Raw genomic sequence first — 17410 nt, 5'->3', positions numbered from 1 at the left:
CTATGAAAAAATTAACAGTTTGGGTAACGCTCCTGTTGCTGCTAAGTATGGCAGAAGCCTGCAAGCCTTTTCCATCGGCGCCTGCAGTACCTGCCAGCACCCCAGCTGATCAACAGCTAGCTCCGTGGCTTACTACCCTGATCCAGCAACTGCAGGAAGAAAAGCCAGCCAACCCACCGGCCAAGATCTACCGCTATACTTACAACAACCAGGAGGTATATTACCTCACGGGCCGCTGCTGCGATATCCCCAGCAAATTATTTAATGTAAAGGGAGATGTTCTATGCGAGCCTGATGGCGGCATTACGGGTAAAGGAGACGGTAAATGCCCGGATTTTTTTGAAAAACGTACAAATGAAACTCTAATTTGGGAAGATAAACGAGAAAGCTAAATAAAGATGACTGGAAACGACGTATTAAAAAACCTTTCGGAATATAACATCTGGGCAAACCAGACCATGTTAAATGTATTTGAAACCCTGCCGCATTTGCCAAATAATGCTGCGCGCTTACTAAGCCACGCACTCAATGCACAGGCTATCTGGATTGCCCGCATCACCGACACGCAAAGCCCGGTAAAAGTATGGCAGGAGCACAACCTGGAGCAGCTGAAGGAACTGCACAAAAATACTTCTTATAGGCTGGCCGAGATCGCTGCCAAGGCTGACGAAACAGAATTCAACCGCCTGATCGATTATACCAACAGCCAGGGCAACAAGTATAGCACCCGCGTGCTGGATATTCTGACGCATGCCTTTAACCATGCCACCTACCACCGCGCCCAGGTAGCTACCGACCTGCGCAAGAACGGCCACACACCTCCAAACACCGACTATGTAACCTATGTGCGCGAGCTGATGGGCCAGGTGTATTAAGACAAAAGCAGCAGACGCTATACTTTAGATTAACAAAAAGGAGCCTCTCGTAACGGGAGGCTCCTTTTTGTTTACACACTTACCTAAAAGTTGTGTATTGTATCTGCTTTCGCTCTTAGTGAGATAACTCAACAGTACCCAGGTCTTTGATCTGATCCTGTGATACGCTTACGTTCTCAACTGTCTTGTCGTGCTCGTTGTTCTCGGTATAGAACTTCACGGTGTAAGTACCTGCCGGTACACCTTTGATCAGGAAGTCGCCGCTTTCGTTGGCAAAGCCACCGATGGTGTCGTTCGCTGCAGAGATAACGTAGATGCCTGGCTTGTACTCGGCTGGCGTTACTTTGCCTTTTATACCTCCGGCAATAGCCTGTGTAATGGTACGCACTACCGGCTTCAGGTTATACTGTCCGTTGCCTCTTGCCACAACCGATTTGGCAGCATCAAAATCCAGCAGCACCATGTAGGTAACATCTTCTTCCAGCTCTGCATCTATAGTAAGCTTAACGCCTGAAGTCTGGCCACTTGGTGTCTTCAATGGCACTACAGTACCGTCTTTCAATTTTAGGGTATTATTATTGCCCAGCACCAGTCTGATCTGTGAGATAGTACCGGCAGGAAGGTTTGCGCTGGCCAGCAGGGTGTCGCGGCCATTGGCAAAATCCAGCAGGTTGTAAACACCCGGGTGTATCTGGTCTAGCGTCATCCAGTCAGATTCGCTATCCGCTTCTTCTACGCTGATCTGTACAGATTTAATATCAATATTCACCTCGTCGTAATCGCCGGGAGCGTCCGTCATGCGAACTTCCATTTTGGCTGTACCTGAGTTGTCTGAATCTGAGTCGCAGGAGCTGAACCATACCAGGCCACTCAACAGTAAAGGAATTACAAATCTTGCTTTCATAAGGTTTGATTGTTATAAGTTACATAGCAAATATCTGTACCGAACATGAAGACTACATGAAGATTCAGATTTTGCTATACTTTTTTTCAGGAGCTTTGATTTTTAGAGCACCCGTGACAGCAAAACGGCAAATAGAAATAGATTGTTATATAGCAAAACAAAAATAAAAGCCGGCAGATAGTATACCTGCCGGCTTTTATGCTGAAGATGTACGGTACACTAACCTTGTGGCCAGTATTGCCACAAGGTTAGTGTACTTTAGTTATTGCCTGTTGTTGCCGTATCTGGTTTGGCTACTGGTTTTGTTCTGGGCTTTAGCAGGTCATTGAGCCCTTTGGTAGCCTTTTGTTTCAGCTGCTGCTCGGCATCCAGGCGTTTCTTATCCAGTTCTGCTTTTGCCTTTTGCTCTGCTTCCAGGCGTTTTCGGTTCAGCTCGTTTTTCACACTGTCTTCCATCTGCTGCCTGCGTTGCTCCAGTTGTAGTTTGGCAGCATTCACTTTGTTATCGACTATACTTTTTGCCAGGTCCTTTACCTGCCCTTTGGCACTGCCGCCCGCCAATCCCACACGCGGGTCGGCCAGGGTACCGCCAATGTTCAGATTAAGCGTAACTCGCTCCGAGCCTTTCAGCTGCTCGTTACCGATCAGGCTGGCCAGGCGGCTGTTCAGTTCTTTTCCTACTTTGCCGGCCGGTACGTTCAAGGCCGTTACATAATCGATGTTGCCGTTGATGTTATTGGTTCCGCCCACGGTCATCTTGATATTTCCTACTTCCATATCGAATGGCTTTATTACGAGGCTGCCGTCAATGATCTGGGCATCAATGTAGCGGTTTTCTACTACCAGATGTTTCAGCTCGTCGAAGTGGGTCAACGCGCTTATTTTATCTATAATTTTTACGTCGCGCACCGCAGCCCGCAGTACCTGAATAATACCCGAACCATCCAGTGTTTTGAAGATCGGCACCATATCCTGGCCAAGCTCGCCATTGAAGTTAAACTTGGTAGAGAACGTACCGTCCAGCAAACCGGCTATCGGAGCAATTGCCTTGATCGTGTTGAACGCATTGAAAGCTTCTTTAAAGTTAAGGTTTTTTACATCCAGCTTCATGTCAAACAGCGGGTGCTGCAGGTTCTGGGTATTGTAGCTGCCGCTGGTGGCAAACGTTGCGCCCAAGGTGCTGAACGTGATGCCATCGAGCCGGGCCACTTTATCTTTCACCTTTACCTTTCCGTTCACATTGCTGAGTTTCAGGTTATCGTAGAGCACTTGCCTGGCGTTCACGTTCAAGGTAAGGTCCAGGTTAGCAGGCACTTCTACCACACCTTCTGCCTCTGCGGTAGCCGTTGTCGGCTTTCCGGTGTTTTCGTCCACCATCCACTCGTTCACATTAAAGTTATTAGAACTCAGGTTGAAAGTACCACGCAACGACTGGTTATCAGCCAAGGCATAGCCTAAGTAATTAGAGATGCTGCCATTGGCCTGCACATCGCTTTTGCCTAAATAACCACTCAGGCTTTTGATCTCGATGCGCTCGTTGTTGAACACCGCATCGGCTTTGTTTACTTTTATACCCTGTGGCATGTCGGTGCTCACAAAGTTCAGGTTGCTGATGGCCATCGTTCCGTTCGCCCTGATGTTGTTATACTTCTCGGCTTCCACATCGCTCATCTTTCCTTTGGCCGCCACGTTGGCATTTATTCTACCTGAAACGGTCATGCCCTCCTGCGGGAAGATCTTGGTTAGTTTGGTCAGGTCGAGTATGCCTTTGATATCGAAATCGAATGCGGGCTTGTCTATACCTGTTATCAGGGCTCTGCCTGAAAGCGGCTCGCCGTCCAGGGTCATATTAAAACGCTCCACGTTGATGCGGGTATCGTCGGTGTTGCCGGTCTTGTTGAGGACGTTGGCAACCATGTTCAGGTTCTGGATCGGGGCAGGGAAATCCTTCGACTTCACATACCCGTTGGTCAGGCGCAGGTCGGCATCTACTACAGGCATACTTGTTTTGCTGTAGGTACCTTTGGCGTCAGCGTCTACTTTCAGCAGGCCGCGCAGGGTCATGCCTTCCACAGGGAACACCTTGGTTATCTCATCCAGATCTAAATTAGCTTTCACGTTGCCGTCTACCTGCATAATCTCCAGGCCTTTTACCAGCACGCGGGCATCTACCGGGTTCTTGCCCAGGTCCAGGTGCAGCTTGCGCACATCTACTACCATACTTTCGTTGTTGCCGTCCTTGTTATCCAGGCGCATGTCCAGGTTGATGTTGCGGGCAGCCTGTGGCAGGTCCGGGTACTTGAACATTCCGTTGATCACCTTCAGCTCGGTGCCATAACCCGGCATGGAAGTATCATTAAACCGGCCTTTTACGTAGCCATCGAAGCTTAGCTTACCTTCTGTTTTGATGTCCTTGAACTTCTCGGTATACATGCCTGGCACCACCGACAGCACGTTGCGGAAATCTGTTTCGGTAGCCTTAAAGGTCAGGTCGAGGTCAATGTCCTCTTCCGGCATCAGGATGGAGCCAGCAAACTGGAACGGAAACTCATTGATGCGGATGTTGTTGTCTTTGAACGTATAAAGGTACTTTTCCAGGTCCATTGCCATCGTTACATCTGCATTGAGTTTGGCATTTTCGATGTAGTTCGCGCCGCCATAGGTCATGGTAAAGCGGTCGGCAGTTGTCTGGGAGGTCATGTCGAACACGCTTTTCTCGAAATCGCCGCTGCCGGTGTGGTTAACATTGTAGCCAGCCAGCCCAAAAGGAATGCTGAGGTCGTCGTAGAAGAGGGTACCGTTGTTCACGTCCCACTCCTTGATAGCCATTTTAAAATCGCTGGCAGCCGTGTCTGTTTCAGCCACAGTAGTATCCGGTATAAAGATGTCCCAGTTGGCTTTGCCGCTCTTCAGCACGATCAGGTGTATGACCGGTTTGTCCAGGGTTACACTGTTCACTTTCAGTTCATCGCCCCTGATAACGCTCATCAGGTCCAGGCCCATCTGGAAAGCCGGTATCCGGGCAAGGGTATCCGTGGCGAAAGAGTCTTTGCCGGCAATGGTGAGGTTAGCTACACTCAGCGACACGTTAGGGAAATCGCGGAATACGGAGAGGCTCACATCTTCCGTTTTATAGGTAACTTCTGCGTTTATATTCTTAGCAATCTGTTTGTCGAGGGCTTCTTTAATTTTATCTTTGAACAGGAAGGGCACCAACGCTGCTGCGGCAAAGAGTAGCGCCAGAAAAATGAAGAAGCCAATTACTACTTTTTTCATATGGGTTGGTTATTCGGTTCGGTAAAGCTAAACTATATATTTTATAGCGAAAACCATGCAGTTTCTGATAAAGCTGTGTTTTATTAAATTTAAGCGGTGCTTTTAAGTATAACTATGTCCGTAAAAAAAGCGTTTCTGTGCTTCCTATTCTTTTTAGGGACCGCTACGGCCATGGCCCAGGATGCTTTTTTCACCCAGCAATATGCCAACCGCCTGTACCTGAACCCTGCTTTTACCGGGCTTAACCACGAGTGGAGCGTGGCGGCTGCGCACCGCGGCCAGTGGCCTGCGCTTAATGGCTCCTTCATAACTAATCAGCTTACTGCAGACTACCGCTTTACGGGCAGCAAAAGTGCAGTTGGGTTGTTGCTGCAGCAGGATAGAGCAGGCATTGGCGGGCTTCAGAAACTACAAGCCGGCGCCCAGTATGCTTACCAGACCAGGCTCACCGATCAATGGGCTTTTTCTGCAGGCCTGCAGGGCTCAATAGCTTCTTTGCGGGTAAATTATGACAACCTCGTTTTTGGCGACCAACTCTCGGATAACGGTGTGGTGGCGGTAACCTCCGCCGAAGCCAATACCTTCGAGCCGACAAGTTACATCAGCTTCACGGCAGGGGGGCTGGTATACTCCGAACAGTTCTGGTTTGGGTTAACGGCAGCTCACCTGAACAGGCCATCTTACGGCTTTGCCCAAAAAACAGAACTCCCGCTCCGCTTCACGGCCAACGCAGGGTATAAACTTTATGCCCGTACGTCACAGTCGCAGGGGAAATTCTTTGAATTCAGTGTTACTCCGGCCATTACCTACACGCATCAAAAAAATTTAAGCAGAACAGACCTGGGTCTATACACTATCTATACTCCTGTTTCGTTAGGATTAATATATAAAGGAGTACCGGTTTCAGGTGGAACAGATCAGGACCAGGTACTTGCACTTTTGGCAGGCATACAGATCGAACAGCTAAAAATAGGCTTCAGCCACGATGTAGGGCTACAGGGAATCAGCAGGCAGGCGGGTGGTGCTAACGAAGTTTCGCTCGTGTTCGAACAAATAGACCTCAATCATTTGTTCGGAAACAGATTTAAAGATAAAATAATACAAAACATTGTTTGTCCGGCATTCTGATTTTAATTATAATTGCACGTTAAACTACATTACAAGAACCTTATCTAATTAGGTCTCATTTTTATGAATCTTTTCAAGTATTTATCTGCTGTGGTTGTAGGGGGCTTTCTCCTTGCATCATGCTCCAGGGACGCACGCCCTACCAGTACTGACCCTGGCGACTATAGCTCGGCCACAGGTATAGAGTACAACGAGGACGAAAAAGCATTTCAGGTAGAAGACTACGAGGATTTCCCTCAGGCTCCTGGTCTGGTGTTTATAGAAGGCGGTCGTACAACACTGGGTTCTATGGAAGAAGATGTTGCCATGACGCGCGACAACCTCGAGCGTACGGTAACAGTAGCTTCATTCTACATGGATGAGACCGAGGTGGCTAACATCCACTGGCTGGAGTACCTGCACTACCTGAAAGCTGACTCTTTACCGGAAGTATACCAGGCTGCTTTGCCTGATACTACTGTTTGGTCCCGTCAGCTATCTTTTAACGACCCTTATGTAACGTATTACCTGCGCTACCCTGGCTTCCGTTTCTTCCCGGTAGTAGGTGTTAGCTGGTTGCAGGCCAACGACTACTGTACCTGGCGTACAGCCAAGGTGAACGAAACCCTGGCGAAAGAAGCAACCGGTGGCAATAAAAAAAGAGGTGGCCTTTTTGGCAGAAAGAAAGATGCTGCTGAAGCAGCTCCAGCCGAAGGCACTGCATTATCTGTAGAATCTGGCTATGTATTGCCGAACTACCGTCTCCCAACAGAGGCTGAGTGGGAATATGCTGCCCAGGCTTTGATCGGTACGCAGTACTCCGAAGACGAAAACCAGAACAACAGAAGACTTTACCCTTGGGATGGTCACCAGGTGCGTAACCCGCACGGCAAGCAGATGGGTAAGTTCATGGCTAACTTCAAGCGTGGCCGCGGTGACTATGCCGGTATTGCCGGTGCCCTGAACGACGGTGCAATGATCACGGACTACATCTACAGCTACCCGCCAAACGACTTCGGTCTGTATAACATGGCTGGTAACGTGAACGAGTGGGTACAGGATATTTACCGTCCGCTTTCGTTCCAGGATGTAGAAGATCTGAACCCGTTCCGTAGAGATGGCTTCCTGGATGACTCTTCTAACTATGACTCCAGCGAAGGTTACCACTCTCTGATCAACGACGAAGTTCGTGTATACAAAGGTGGTTCTTGGAAAGACGTAGCTTACTGGTTATCCCCTGGTACCAGAAGGTACATGGCTCAGGATTCTGCCACAGCTACTATCGGCTTCCGTTGCGCGATGATTAACGCTGGTTCTAACCAGTAATCATAAGATTTTTTTTACCAGAAAAGCCCGGTGTTGAGCCGGGCTTTTCTGTTTTTACCTTATTTGCTAAGGTAAGAGGTGAGGCTATGCAACCGGAAACTAGTTGCAGGGACGGTCGCAACCTGTCCACCTGACGGCAGCCGCTATGAAACGTATACTTCAGTTGAAGCAGTAGCCGGAAAGCTTCCCTTCGAAGGGGGCAGGGGGATGTTTATACTCCAGCGATGAAACTTATACTTGTAAAGTACAGCCTCAGCCGGATTCACCGCCTTTAGCAAAGATGGGCAGGGGTGGCTGGAGCAGGTGTATCAGAGTATAAAAGCATGTCCTAAGTATAACCTACGCCGCGGCAATCGTTACCACGCTTACCTCTGAGCAGCCTTGTGCCAACAGCACTGTAGCACAAGCCTCCAAGGTTGCACCTGTTGTCAGCACGTCATCTACCAGCAAGATGCGCTTGCCTTTTACCCGCTCTGGAAATTTTACCTGAAAAACTTGTTCCACGTTTTGCCAGCGCGCCAGCCGGTTCTTACTAGTCTGTGAAGTAGTATCTACCAAACGTACCAACGTTTTGCTGCTCCATTCTAACTCCATCGCCTCCGCCAAACCTTTGGCAAAACTATCGGATTGGTTATAGCCCCGCCGGCGCAGCTTGTTTCGGTGGAGCGGCACCGGAAGTATAAGATCAAACTGTGAAGTATAGTGATGGTCGGAGAGGAGAGATCCGTAACGGAAGCCGAGGTGTTCGCCCAAATCCTGGGCACCTTTATACTTGAGCCGGTGCAACAGCCGCTGCACCCTGCCTTTAGACCGGAAATGCAGGTAAGAGAAAGCAAACCGCACCGGTACTTTACCCCAAAAACGGCGCTGCAGCGGGTTTAGCTCGGTTGCTCCATGCAGGTGGCAATCGGTGTATGGCAGTTTTATACTACAATCCGTACAAATAAACTTCTCGCCACGCGCCAAAGCTCCGTCGCAGGCATAGCAGGTTTCCGGAAAAAGCAGTGCAAGCAGGTCTTCAAACATAATCAGGCGAAGGAGTTAAGTATAATCTTTCGTAACTTCGTGTGCCTTAACAAGTAGGCATACATACTATTTTAATTAGCGACCATAACAATGAGTTTAGTAGAAGAATTCAACGATTACCGTGAGCGCATGAACGAGCGCATCATGTCATACGATAACAAAGTGATCAAGCGTTTCTTTAACCTCGACACTAACACCTATATGGAGGGTGCCCTGGATGTGAAGACAAAGGAAATGCTGGGCCTGGTAGCATCGATGGTGCTGCGCTGCGATGATTGCATTAAATACCATGTGGGCAAGTGCTACGAAGAGGGTTTAACCGATGAAGAAATATTTGAAGTATTTTCTATCGCCAATATCGTGGGCGGCTCCATCGTGATCCCACACTTCAGAAGAGCAGTAGAGTACTGGGAGGAACTTAAAGCCCAGCCGAGCGCTTCTTAAATCAAATTGCTGATTGCTGGTTGTTGATTGTTGTTTTTCTACAGGAATAAATGATCAATAGCCAGCAACCAACAATCAACAATAAAAATTATGATAGAACCATCCGAGAACCTTGAACACCGGTGGACACAGCTGCGGGCTTTCATGATGAAGCAGTTCGGAAAGAAGCCTGACCTGAATGCCATCCTTTTTCTGATCGGGATACAGGAGCTCGGCAAAGGCATCAGCAACTTCACCAAAGAAGAAAAACAGGACCTGATGCACATTGCTACCTGCAAGGTCTTCAGCCTATCGGGTTACTACGAACTTGAAAAGGTAGATGAAGACGGCTGGCCGCATTACCGCTCCGTGAAGGCACTTCCTTTCACAACCCTGAAAGATCAGGAGCAAATGCTCAAATGGCACATTCTGGAATACTTTGATCGTGCCGAGCAAGAATAGCTTTAATCCGGACTCAAGATTTTAGACACAAGACACATAAAGGAATATTATAAGAAAGTCTTTGATCTTGTGTCCTGTGTCTAATATCCCTTTTACAAATATGAAAATCATTACTTACAATGTTAACGGCATTCGTGCTGCGCTTTCCAAAGGCTTTCAGGACTGGCTGAGGGCGGCTAACCCCGACGTGCTGTGCCTGCAGGAGATCAAGGCCTGCGAAGAAAAATTTGACCGTGCCGTATTCGAAGATATGGGCTACAACGTATACCTGCACCCGGCCCTGAAAAAAGGCTACAGCGGGGTAGCCATACTTTCCAAATCAAAGCCGAACCATGTAGCGATTGGCTGTGGCATGGACTGCTACGACAACGAGGGGCGTGTGATCCGGGCTGATTACGATAATTTTTCAGTGATGAGCGTATACATGCCTTCCGGCTCGAGCGGGGAAGACCGCCAGAAATTCAAATTCCAGTGGATGGACGATTTTTACGGCTACCTCGGCGACCTGAAGCAGACATTGCCCGGGCTGGTTGTGAGCGGAGACTATAACATTTGCCACCAGGCCATTGATATTCATAACCCCAAGTCCAATGCAAAGAGCTCCGGCTTTTTGCCTGAGGAGCGAAGCTGGATGTGCAAGTTTATCGATTCCGGATTTATAGACTCGTTCAGGCACTTTAACACCGAGCCGCACAACTATACCTGGTGGAGTTACAGGGCCGGCGCACGCAACAAAAATCTTGGGTGGCGTATTGATTATAACATGGTAACCGAAAACCTGCGCGAGCGTCTGAACAGGGCTGCCATACTTACAGAGGCAAAACACTCAGATCATTGCCCGGTTCTGCTGGACCTAACACACTAAACTATAATGCTTTGTAGTTATTATACTACAGTTAGTAAAGTATAAACGCAGTAAGTTACCCACATCCTGACCAAGGTTGTTACAACGTATAAGCACCATGTAATATAAAGGAGTAAGCGCATGAAACAGTATGATGCACTGGACACCTTGCTGAAGCAGCTCCAGGATTATAAAAAGAAGTTCTACCTCAACCTGTTGTTGCGGGGTAGCATTTTTGCTGTTGGCCTGCTCCTTTCTACTTACATTGTTTACAGCTTGCTGGAGTACATGTTCTACTTCCCGCAATACGTGCGGGGCTTTTTGCTTTTCTCTTTTGTGGCGCTGGTGCTCTACGTATTTATACGCTGGATTGCGCTGCCCCTCTCTGCCCTGGCTAACCTGAAAAAACTGCTTTCAGACGAGCAGGCTGCTCTCCGTATTGGCGATTATTATCCGGAAATTCGGGATAAGCTGGTAAATGCCATCCAACTCCGAGATTTTGACCGGACAAACGAACTGATTGCGGCCAGTATTGAGCAGCGTTCCAGCCAACTGACTGCGTTTCGCTTTACAGAGGCTGTCAGGTATAAAGAGAACAAACCCTTACTGAAGTATATCGCGCTACCTGCCCTCATTGCGCTTCTTATTGCTATGGTGTATCCGGCCATTTTTGTACAGGGCACCGAGCGCATCATCAACTATAAAAAGTATTACGCCCCGGTTGCTCCCTTCCAGTTTATTGTGCTCAACGAGCCGCTGCAGACCTATCGGGGGGAAGACTTTGAGTTGAAAGTTGACATAGCAGGCAAAGCGGTACCGAGCGAAGTATACATTAACTACAGCGGTCGCAGGCAAAAGCTTACCAAAGATGCCAAAAACATATATACCTATACGTTCAGGCAACCGCAGAAATCGGTTACGTTTCAGCTGGAAGGCTCCGGGTTTTTGTCTGAAGACTATAACCTGAACCTGCTCTCGCGTCCTAATCTGAAGGATTTCCGGATGGAACTGGTGTATCCGGCTTACCTGAAGCGGAAGCCTGAAGTGGTGCAGAATACCGGCAATGCCACCGTTCCAGAGGGGAGCACCATCAAGTGGAGCTTTGCTGCTACCGAAACAGAAAGCATACAACTGGACTTTGAAGATCCGGTACAAACCATACATGCCAAAGCCGATAAGGGCACCTTCCGGGCCAGCAAGCAGTTTGGCCAGAGCCAGAATTATACGGTAAAGCTGCAAAATCAGCACAGCAGCAACAAAGAAAACATCGACTACCAGGTCACCACCATTCCAGACCGCCACCCGCAGATCAGCATCGAGCAGTTCCAGGACACTGCCCTTTATAGTTTTCTGGTGATAGGAGGGGACGTATCGGATGACTATGGTTTAACGCGACTCACGCTCAACTACCGCATCAGCAACGACATAAACCAGAAGCAGGCAAAGTATAAAAGCAAGCCGCTGCCCCTGAACCCACAGCAACTGAGCCAAACTTATTACTACCAGTGGAATACAGCAGCCCTAAACATGCAGCCCGGCGACCGGCTGGAGTACTTTGTTCAGGTATGGGATAACGACGGTCTGCACGGGCACAAGAGCGCCCGAACGCGCACGCTGGAACTTCGGGTACCTTCCAAAAGAGAAATGGAAAGCGAACTGGCCAACAACGCGCAGTCTGTAGAGAGCCAACTGAGCAAATCGCTGGAGCGCTCCATGAAACTGAAAGAGGAGTTAGAGAGGTCGGAAGAGAAGATGAAGACCAAGCGCAACCTCGACTGGCAGGACCGCAAGCAGCTCGAAGACCTGGTTGAAAAGAAAAAGCAACTGGAGCAGGATATTTCTGCCATGAAGGAGCTTTTCGATGAGCTGAACAAAAAGCAGAACATGCTCAGCGAGCAGGACAAGCAATTGGCCGAAAAAGCACAGGAATTGCAGAAGCTGATGAACAACCTGCTGGATGAAGAAACCAAAAAGCTGTACGAAGAGCTCGAAAAGCTGCTGCAGGAGCAACGGCCAAACGATCCGGAACTGCAGCAACTGCTCAGCAAGCTCGATAACCGCGAACGCAACCTGGAAAAAGAACTGGAGCGCGCTCTGGAGCTCTTTAAGCAACTGCAGTTCGAACAAAAGCTTGACAATGTTTCCGAAAAGCTGAAAGAAATGGCCCAGGAGCAGAAGGATCTCTCCGAGAAAACGGCCCAAAAACAGGAAGACAACAAGCAACTGCAGCAGGAGCAGCAAGAGATCAAACAGGAATTTGAGGATCTGAAAAAGCAGATGGAGGAACTCAAGGACCTCAACAACAAGCTCGAGAACCCAAACCAGATGAACGAGCAACAGCAGAACCAGGACCAGCAAGGTATAGAGCAGGACATGCAGAAGAGCCAGGAGCAGTTGCAGAAACAGCAGAACCAGAAAGCCAGCGAATCGCAGCAGAAGGCAGGGCAGAAGATGCAGCAAATGGCACAGAACATGGAGCAGATGAAGAGCAGCATGGGCATGGACGGCATGCAGCAGAACCTCGACAACCTCCGCGATATTCTCGAGAACCTGATTAAACTCTCTTTTGACCAGGAGTCGCTAATGAAATCGTTCCGGGGTGTTAACCAGAGCGACCCGCGTTTCATTACACTGTCGCAGCAGCAGCTCAACCTTCGCGACAATGCTAAGGTAATTGAAGACAGCCTGTTTGCATTGGCTAAGAAAGTATTCCAGATACAATCGTTTGTAACCCGAGAGGTGGCCCAGATGAACCAGAGTATGGACAACAGCATGCAGGAGCTCCGCGATCGCAACGTGCCCAAAGCAACCGGGCAACAGCAACTGGCCATGACAAGTATGAACAACCTGGCCCTGATGCTCAACGATGCGTTGAAGCAAATGCAGCAGGCCATGCAGCAGATGCAGGGAAGTATGGCCGGCAATCAGAAAGGGAGCAAGCCAAAGCCCGGAGATTTTGGAAAAATGCAGGATGCATTGAACAAAAAAATTGAAGAATTGAAAAAAGGAGGCAAGTCGGGTAAGGCACTCTCTGAAGAATTAGCTAAATTAGCTGCGGAGCAGGAAGCCTTGCGAAATGCCTTGAAAGAACTGGAAAAACAAGGCCAAAAACCCGGAGAGAACGGCAAAAACGGCAATCTGGGAAATATTAGCAAGATGATGGAACAAAGCGAGACTGATCTCGTTAATAAACGGTTAACTGAGCAAACCATCATGCGCCAGCGCGAAATACTGACGCGATTGCTCGAAGCAGAAAAATCAGCGAAGGAGCGGGAGTTGGATAATAAGCGTGAAGCAAAAAGCGCACAGGATATCGCTCGCAAACTTCCTAAATCATTTGAGAAGTATATAAAGGCAAAAGAAAAACAAACGGAACTACTTAAAACGGTACCACCGGCACTGTCACCATACTATAAACAGAAGGTAAACGAGTATTTCCAGAACATCAGCAATTAACAAGCACCTAATAGCAACCAACTAAGTAATATGAATCAAGTAAAAATTCAGATTCCTTCCTTAATTGAGAACATCAGAGTAATTGAGAGCTTTATCGATAATTCTAAGGAAGAATTCGAGTTTGAAGATGACATTTATGGCAACATCATGGTAGCCGTAACTGAGTCTGTAAATAACGCCATCCGTCACGGCAACAAATTCGACAAAGACAAAATTGTATACCTCACCCTGCAGGTAGAGCAAAACCAACTTAAGTTCGAAGTAGAAGACGAAGGTCCAGGTTTTGATTACGAGAGTCTTCCAGACCCTACTGCTCCTGAGAACCTGGAGAACCCTGGTGGCCGCGGTATCTTTTTAATGCGCAACCTGTGCGATGAAGTTAACTTCCTCGACAATGGCAAAAAGGTACAACTGATTTTCAACATTGTGACGGCAACAAATGGATCAACCAATTGAGTTTATTAGTGAGGATGTAGATTTCTCGCTGCCAAACCCAGATAAAGTTTCAGATTGGATCGCTTCAGTAATTGAGCAGCACGAGCAGGAGCTTATTGGCCTTACCTATGTTTTCTGCTCCGACGATTACCTGCATGCGATCAACGTAGAGTACCTCGATCACGATACGCTCACAGATATTATCACCTTCGATAATGCCGACGAAGAAGGCACGATTGAAGGTGATATTTTTATTAGCATAGATCGTGTCCGCGACAATGCCACTACCCACGGCACCTCATTTGAAGACGAAATGCACCGCGTGCTCATACACGGCGTGCTCCACCTGCTCGGCTACAAAGACAAATCCCCTGAAGAGGAGGTACAAATGCGTAAACAAGAAGATTCTTGTTTATCTTTGCGTAAATTTTAATCGCAAAAAGGAATTACCTACCTCAAGCAGATGTTTCACGTGAAACATCTCTAAAATCAGAATACATGTTTGCTGAATACGATATTATAGTTGTGGGAGCCGGGCATGCAGGCTGTGAAGCCGCCGCCGCCGCTGCCAAAATGGGTTCGAAAGTGTTGCTTGCCACCATGAACATGAACACCATTGCCCAAATGTCATGCAACCCGGCAATGGGTGGCGTGGCAAAAGGGCAGATTGTTCGGGAAGTGGACGCACTGGGAGGTATGAGCGGCATCATCACCGACGAGACCATGATCCAGTTCCGCATGCTGAACAAATCAAAAGGTCCGGCCATGTGGAGCCCGCGAGCACAGAGTGATCGCATGCGTTTTGCCGAAGCATGGCGCCTGAGCCTGGAGCAAACAGAGAATGTTGACTTCTGGCAGGAGATGGTCACCGGCATTTTGGTAGAGGGTGGAAGAGCCGTTGGCGTGCGCACCAGCCTGGGGATAAACATACGTGCCAAGGCCGTTGTATTAACGAATGGCACGTTTTTGAATGGTATTATCCACATCGGTGAGAAGCAACTAGGTGGGGGCAGAGCCGCTGAGAAATCAGCCAAGGGCATTACCGAACAACTCATTGAACTGGGCTTTGAAGCAGGCCGCATGAAGACCGGAACTCCTCCGCGTGTGGACGGACGTTCGCTTGACTACAGCCGCATGGAAGAGCAATTCGGTGACGAGAACCCATCGAAGTTTTCCTACACCGAAACCACTCCACTTCAGAACCAGCGCAGCTGCTACATCACCTACACCAATTCAGAAGTTCACGAGATCCTGAAAACCGGCTTCGAAAAGTCTCCGATGTTCCAGGGCCGTATTCAGGGTCTTGGCCCGCGTTACTGCCCAAGTATAGAAGACAAGATCAACCGCTTTGCCGACCGTGACCGTCACCAGATCTTCGTGGAACCGGAAGGATGGAACACCGTGGAAGTATACGTGAACGGCTTCTCCAGCTCACTGCCGGAAGACGTGCAGCTAAAAGCGCTTCGTAAGATCGTTGGATTTGAAAATGCCAAGATGTTCCGCCCGGGCTATGCCATCGAGTACGACTTCTTTCCACCAACGCAATTGAACCTAACACTGGAAACAAAGCTGGTGGAGAACTTATACTTTGCAGGCCAGATAAACGGAACCACCGGTTACGAGGAAGCAGCTTGCCAGGGCTTGATGGCCGGCATCAACGCACACAACAAGATAAACGACAAAGCTCCGTTTGTACTAAAGAGATCGGAAGCATACATAGGCGTGTTGATCGATGACTTGGTAAACAAAGGCACCGAAGAGCCATACCGTATGTTCACTTCACGTGCCGAGCACCGTATCCTACTGCGCCAGGATAATGCAGATATCCGCCTGACTAAGTTGGGATATGAGCTGGGGCTAGCAGATGAAAGCCGCATGAAGGCTGTGGATAAGAAGATAGAAGAGACAGCTGAAATCATTGCCTATTTAAATAACAAGCCGCTTGAGCCAGGAGATATCAACAGCATGCTAGAAAGTATGGGATCTGCTCCGATCGTAGAAAAGCAGCGTGCAGGCCAGTTGATCAAGCGACCAAACATCGAGATAAAGCATATTGCGGCAGCCGTACCAAGTATAGCCGAATACCTGAGCAAGTTCAAAGCCGACAGCGTAGAGCAGGCTGAGATTGCAGTGAAGTATGAAAGCTACATTGAAAAAGAATATGCAATGGCTTCGAAGATGAGCGAACTTGAGAACTACGTTATAAAAGAAAAGATCGACTACCGAAACATCCCGGCCTTGTCAGCAGAAGCAAAAGAAAAGCTACTGAAAGTTAATCCTGAAACAATAGGACAGGCTTCCCGCATCAGTGGCGTTTCGCCAGCTGATATATCTGTGTTGATGGTATACTTAGGAAAATAAATGAGCTACGAAAGACTGGAACACTGCCCGATCTGTGGCAAAGAAGATTTCAAAAACTTTTTAGTAGTAACAGATAATTCTGTATCAAAAGAGAGCTTCGTGATTGTGGAGTGCGAGAACTGTACGTTCAAGTTTACCAACCCAAGGCCTGATTCGGAAAGTATAGGAAGGTACTACGAATCCGAAGATTACATATCGCACAGCAACACAAAGACTGGCATTATCAACAGAGCGTACCATGTGGTGCGCTCTATTACTACCAAACAGAAAGTAGAGCTTATCAACAGGCACTCGCCAAACAAAGGCCGCATACTGGACTATGGTTGCGGAACAGGTGTTTTCCTGACCGCGTGTAAAAAAGACGGCTGGCAGATAAGCGGCGTTGAGCCTACAGCCAAAGCCAGGGAAATAGCAGCCTCACAGACCGGAGAAGCAATAGCCGCAACACTGGACCAGGTAAAAGACCATAAGTTTGATGTGATAACGTTGTGGCATGTACTGGAACATGTGCATACGCTAAACGAAACAATGGAACAGCTGATATCGCTGCTGCAGGAAGACGGGGTGCTGATCATAGCGGTTCCGAACGCTGACTCGCATGATGCCAAACAGTACCGCGAATTATGGGCAGCCTACGATGTACCGCGCCACTTGTACCACTTCACACAGAACAGCATGAAGCGTTTTCTGAAGAAGCACAAAATGAAACTGGACGAGGTACTGCCCATGAAATTTGATGCCTACTATGTGAGCCTGCTGAGCGAAAAACACAAAGAAGGTAAAACCAAAATGATCAGCAGTGTGCTGAATGGGTATAAGTCGAATAGCTATGCAGAGAAAAACGGCAACGATTATTCCAGCCTGATCTTTGTGGCAAAGCGGAAATAAGTGCAAAAACAATTGTGGACAAAACAG

15 protein-coding genes are annotated in these 17410 nt (G+C 48.3%); 12 read left to right on the top strand and 3 right to left on the bottom strand.

All coding sequences use genetic code 11. The features are described from left to right. The first annotated feature begins 2 nt into the window (after positions 1–2). On the top strand, positions 3–392 hold the full coding sequence (locus MJ611_RS05605) for a DUF6970 domain-containing protein (protein WP_250428524.1): 390 nt from the start codon (positions 3–5) through the stop codon (positions 390–392). A gap of 6 nt (positions 393–398) precedes the next feature. Further along, positions 399–875, top strand: coding sequence for a DinB family protein (locus MJ611_RS05600; RefSeq protein ID WP_250428523.1), 477 nt, complete (start codon positions 399–401; stop codon positions 873–875). Positions 876–990: 115 nt separating this feature from the next. Here the strand turns inward: MJ611_RS05600 and MJ611_RS05595 are convergent, their stop codons facing one another. Together MJ611_RS05595 and MJ611_RS05590 are read right to left on the bottom strand one after the other, a co-directional pair. Next, on the bottom strand, positions 991–1779 hold the full coding sequence (locus MJ611_RS05595; protein WP_250428522.1) for a DUF4382 domain-containing protein: 789 nt from the start codon (positions 1777–1779) through the stop codon (positions 991–993). Positions 1780–2037: 258 nt separating this feature from the next. Beyond that, positions 2038–5055, bottom strand: coding sequence for an AsmA-like C-terminal region-containing protein (locus MJ611_RS05590; RefSeq protein ID WP_250428521.1), 3018 nt, complete (start codon positions 5053–5055; stop codon positions 2038–2040). 114 nt (positions 5056–5169) lie between these two features. Between MJ611_RS05590 and MJ611_RS05585 the strand changes: the two genes are divergently transcribed. Both MJ611_RS05585 and gldJ read left to right on the top strand, forming a co-directional pair. Then, complete coding sequence (locus MJ611_RS05585) at positions 5170–6183, top strand: PorP/SprF family type IX secretion system membrane protein (RefSeq protein WP_250428520.1); 1014 nt, start codon at positions 5170–5172, stop codon at positions 6181–6183. Between the two features lie 63 nt (positions 6184–6246). Continuing rightward, a complete protein-coding gene (gene gldJ / locus MJ611_RS05580) occupies positions 6247–7488 on the top strand; it encodes a gliding motility lipoprotein GldJ (protein WP_250428519.1) in 1242 nt (413 codons plus the stop codon). A gap of 339 nt (positions 7489–7827) precedes the next feature. Here gldJ and MJ611_RS05575 read toward each other — a convergent pair whose 3' ends face one another. Continuing rightward, a complete protein-coding gene (locus MJ611_RS05575) occupies positions 7828–8514 on the bottom strand; it encodes a ComF family protein (RefSeq protein WP_250428518.1) in 687 nt (228 codons plus the stop codon). A gap of 90 nt (positions 8515–8604) precedes the next feature. Here MJ611_RS05575 and MJ611_RS05570 point away from each other — a divergent pair, with 90 nt between their 5' ends. The 8 genes from MJ611_RS05570 to MJ611_RS05535 all read left to right on the top strand — a co-directional run bounded on the left by MJ611_RS05570 (position 8605) and on the right by MJ611_RS05535 (position 17383). Beyond that, on the top strand, positions 8605–8958 hold the full coding sequence (locus MJ611_RS05570; RefSeq protein WP_250428517.1) for a carboxymuconolactone decarboxylase family protein: 354 nt from the start codon (positions 8605–8607) through the stop codon (positions 8956–8958). A 90-nt stretch (positions 8959–9048) separates the two neighbouring features. Continuing rightward, positions 9049–9399 carry a hypothetical protein gene (locus tag MJ611_RS05565; RefSeq protein WP_250428516.1) on the top strand — a complete coding sequence of 117 codons (351 nt, stop codon included), beginning with the start codon at positions 9049–9051 and terminating at the stop codon, positions 9397–9399. A gap of 100 nt (positions 9400–9499) precedes the next feature. After that, the gene (locus tag MJ611_RS05560; RefSeq protein ID WP_250428515.1) at positions 9500–10264 is read left to right on the top strand and encodes an exodeoxyribonuclease III; all 765 of its coding nucleotides are present in this window, start codon (positions 9500–9502) and stop codon (positions 10262–10264) included. Positions 10265–10384: 120 nt separating this feature from the next. Beyond that, on the top strand, positions 10385–13699 hold the full coding sequence (locus tag MJ611_RS05555; RefSeq protein WP_250428514.1) for a DUF4175 family protein: 3315 nt from the start codon (positions 10385–10387) through the stop codon (positions 13697–13699). A 30-nt stretch (positions 13700–13729) separates the two neighbouring features. Then, entirely contained in the window at positions 13730–14155 is a 426-nt protein-coding gene (locus tag MJ611_RS05550; protein WP_250428513.1) for an ATP-binding protein, read from the top strand. Then, positions 14139–14567 carry an rRNA maturation RNase YbeY gene (gene ybeY, locus MJ611_RS05545; RefSeq protein WP_250428512.1) on the top strand — a complete coding sequence of 143 codons (429 nt, stop codon included), beginning with the start codon at positions 14139–14141 and terminating at the stop codon, positions 14565–14567. The genes MJ611_RS05550 and ybeY overlap by 17 nt, the downstream gene beginning before the upstream one ends. Positions 14568–14632: 65 nt before the next feature. After that, positions 14633–16495: a tRNA uridine-5-carboxymethylaminomethyl(34) synthesis enzyme MnmG gene (mnmG, locus tag MJ611_RS05540; RefSeq protein ID WP_250428511.1), complete on the top strand. Its 1863-nt coding sequence runs from the start codon at positions 14633–14635 to the stop codon at positions 16493–16495. Further along, positions 16496–17383 (top strand): class I SAM-dependent methyltransferase, encoded by an 888-nt coding sequence (locus MJ611_RS05535; protein WP_250428510.1) that lies wholly within the window; start codon positions 16496–16498, stop codon positions 17381–17383. Positions 17384–17410: the final 27 nt, after the last annotated feature.

Origin of the sequence: Pontibacter ruber (assembly GCF_023630205.1) — a bacterium.
GTDB lineage: Bacteria > Bacteroidota > Bacteroidia > Cytophagales > Hymenobacteraceae > Pontibacter > Pontibacter ruber.
This window is presented reverse-complemented; position numbering and strand designations above follow the sequence as displayed.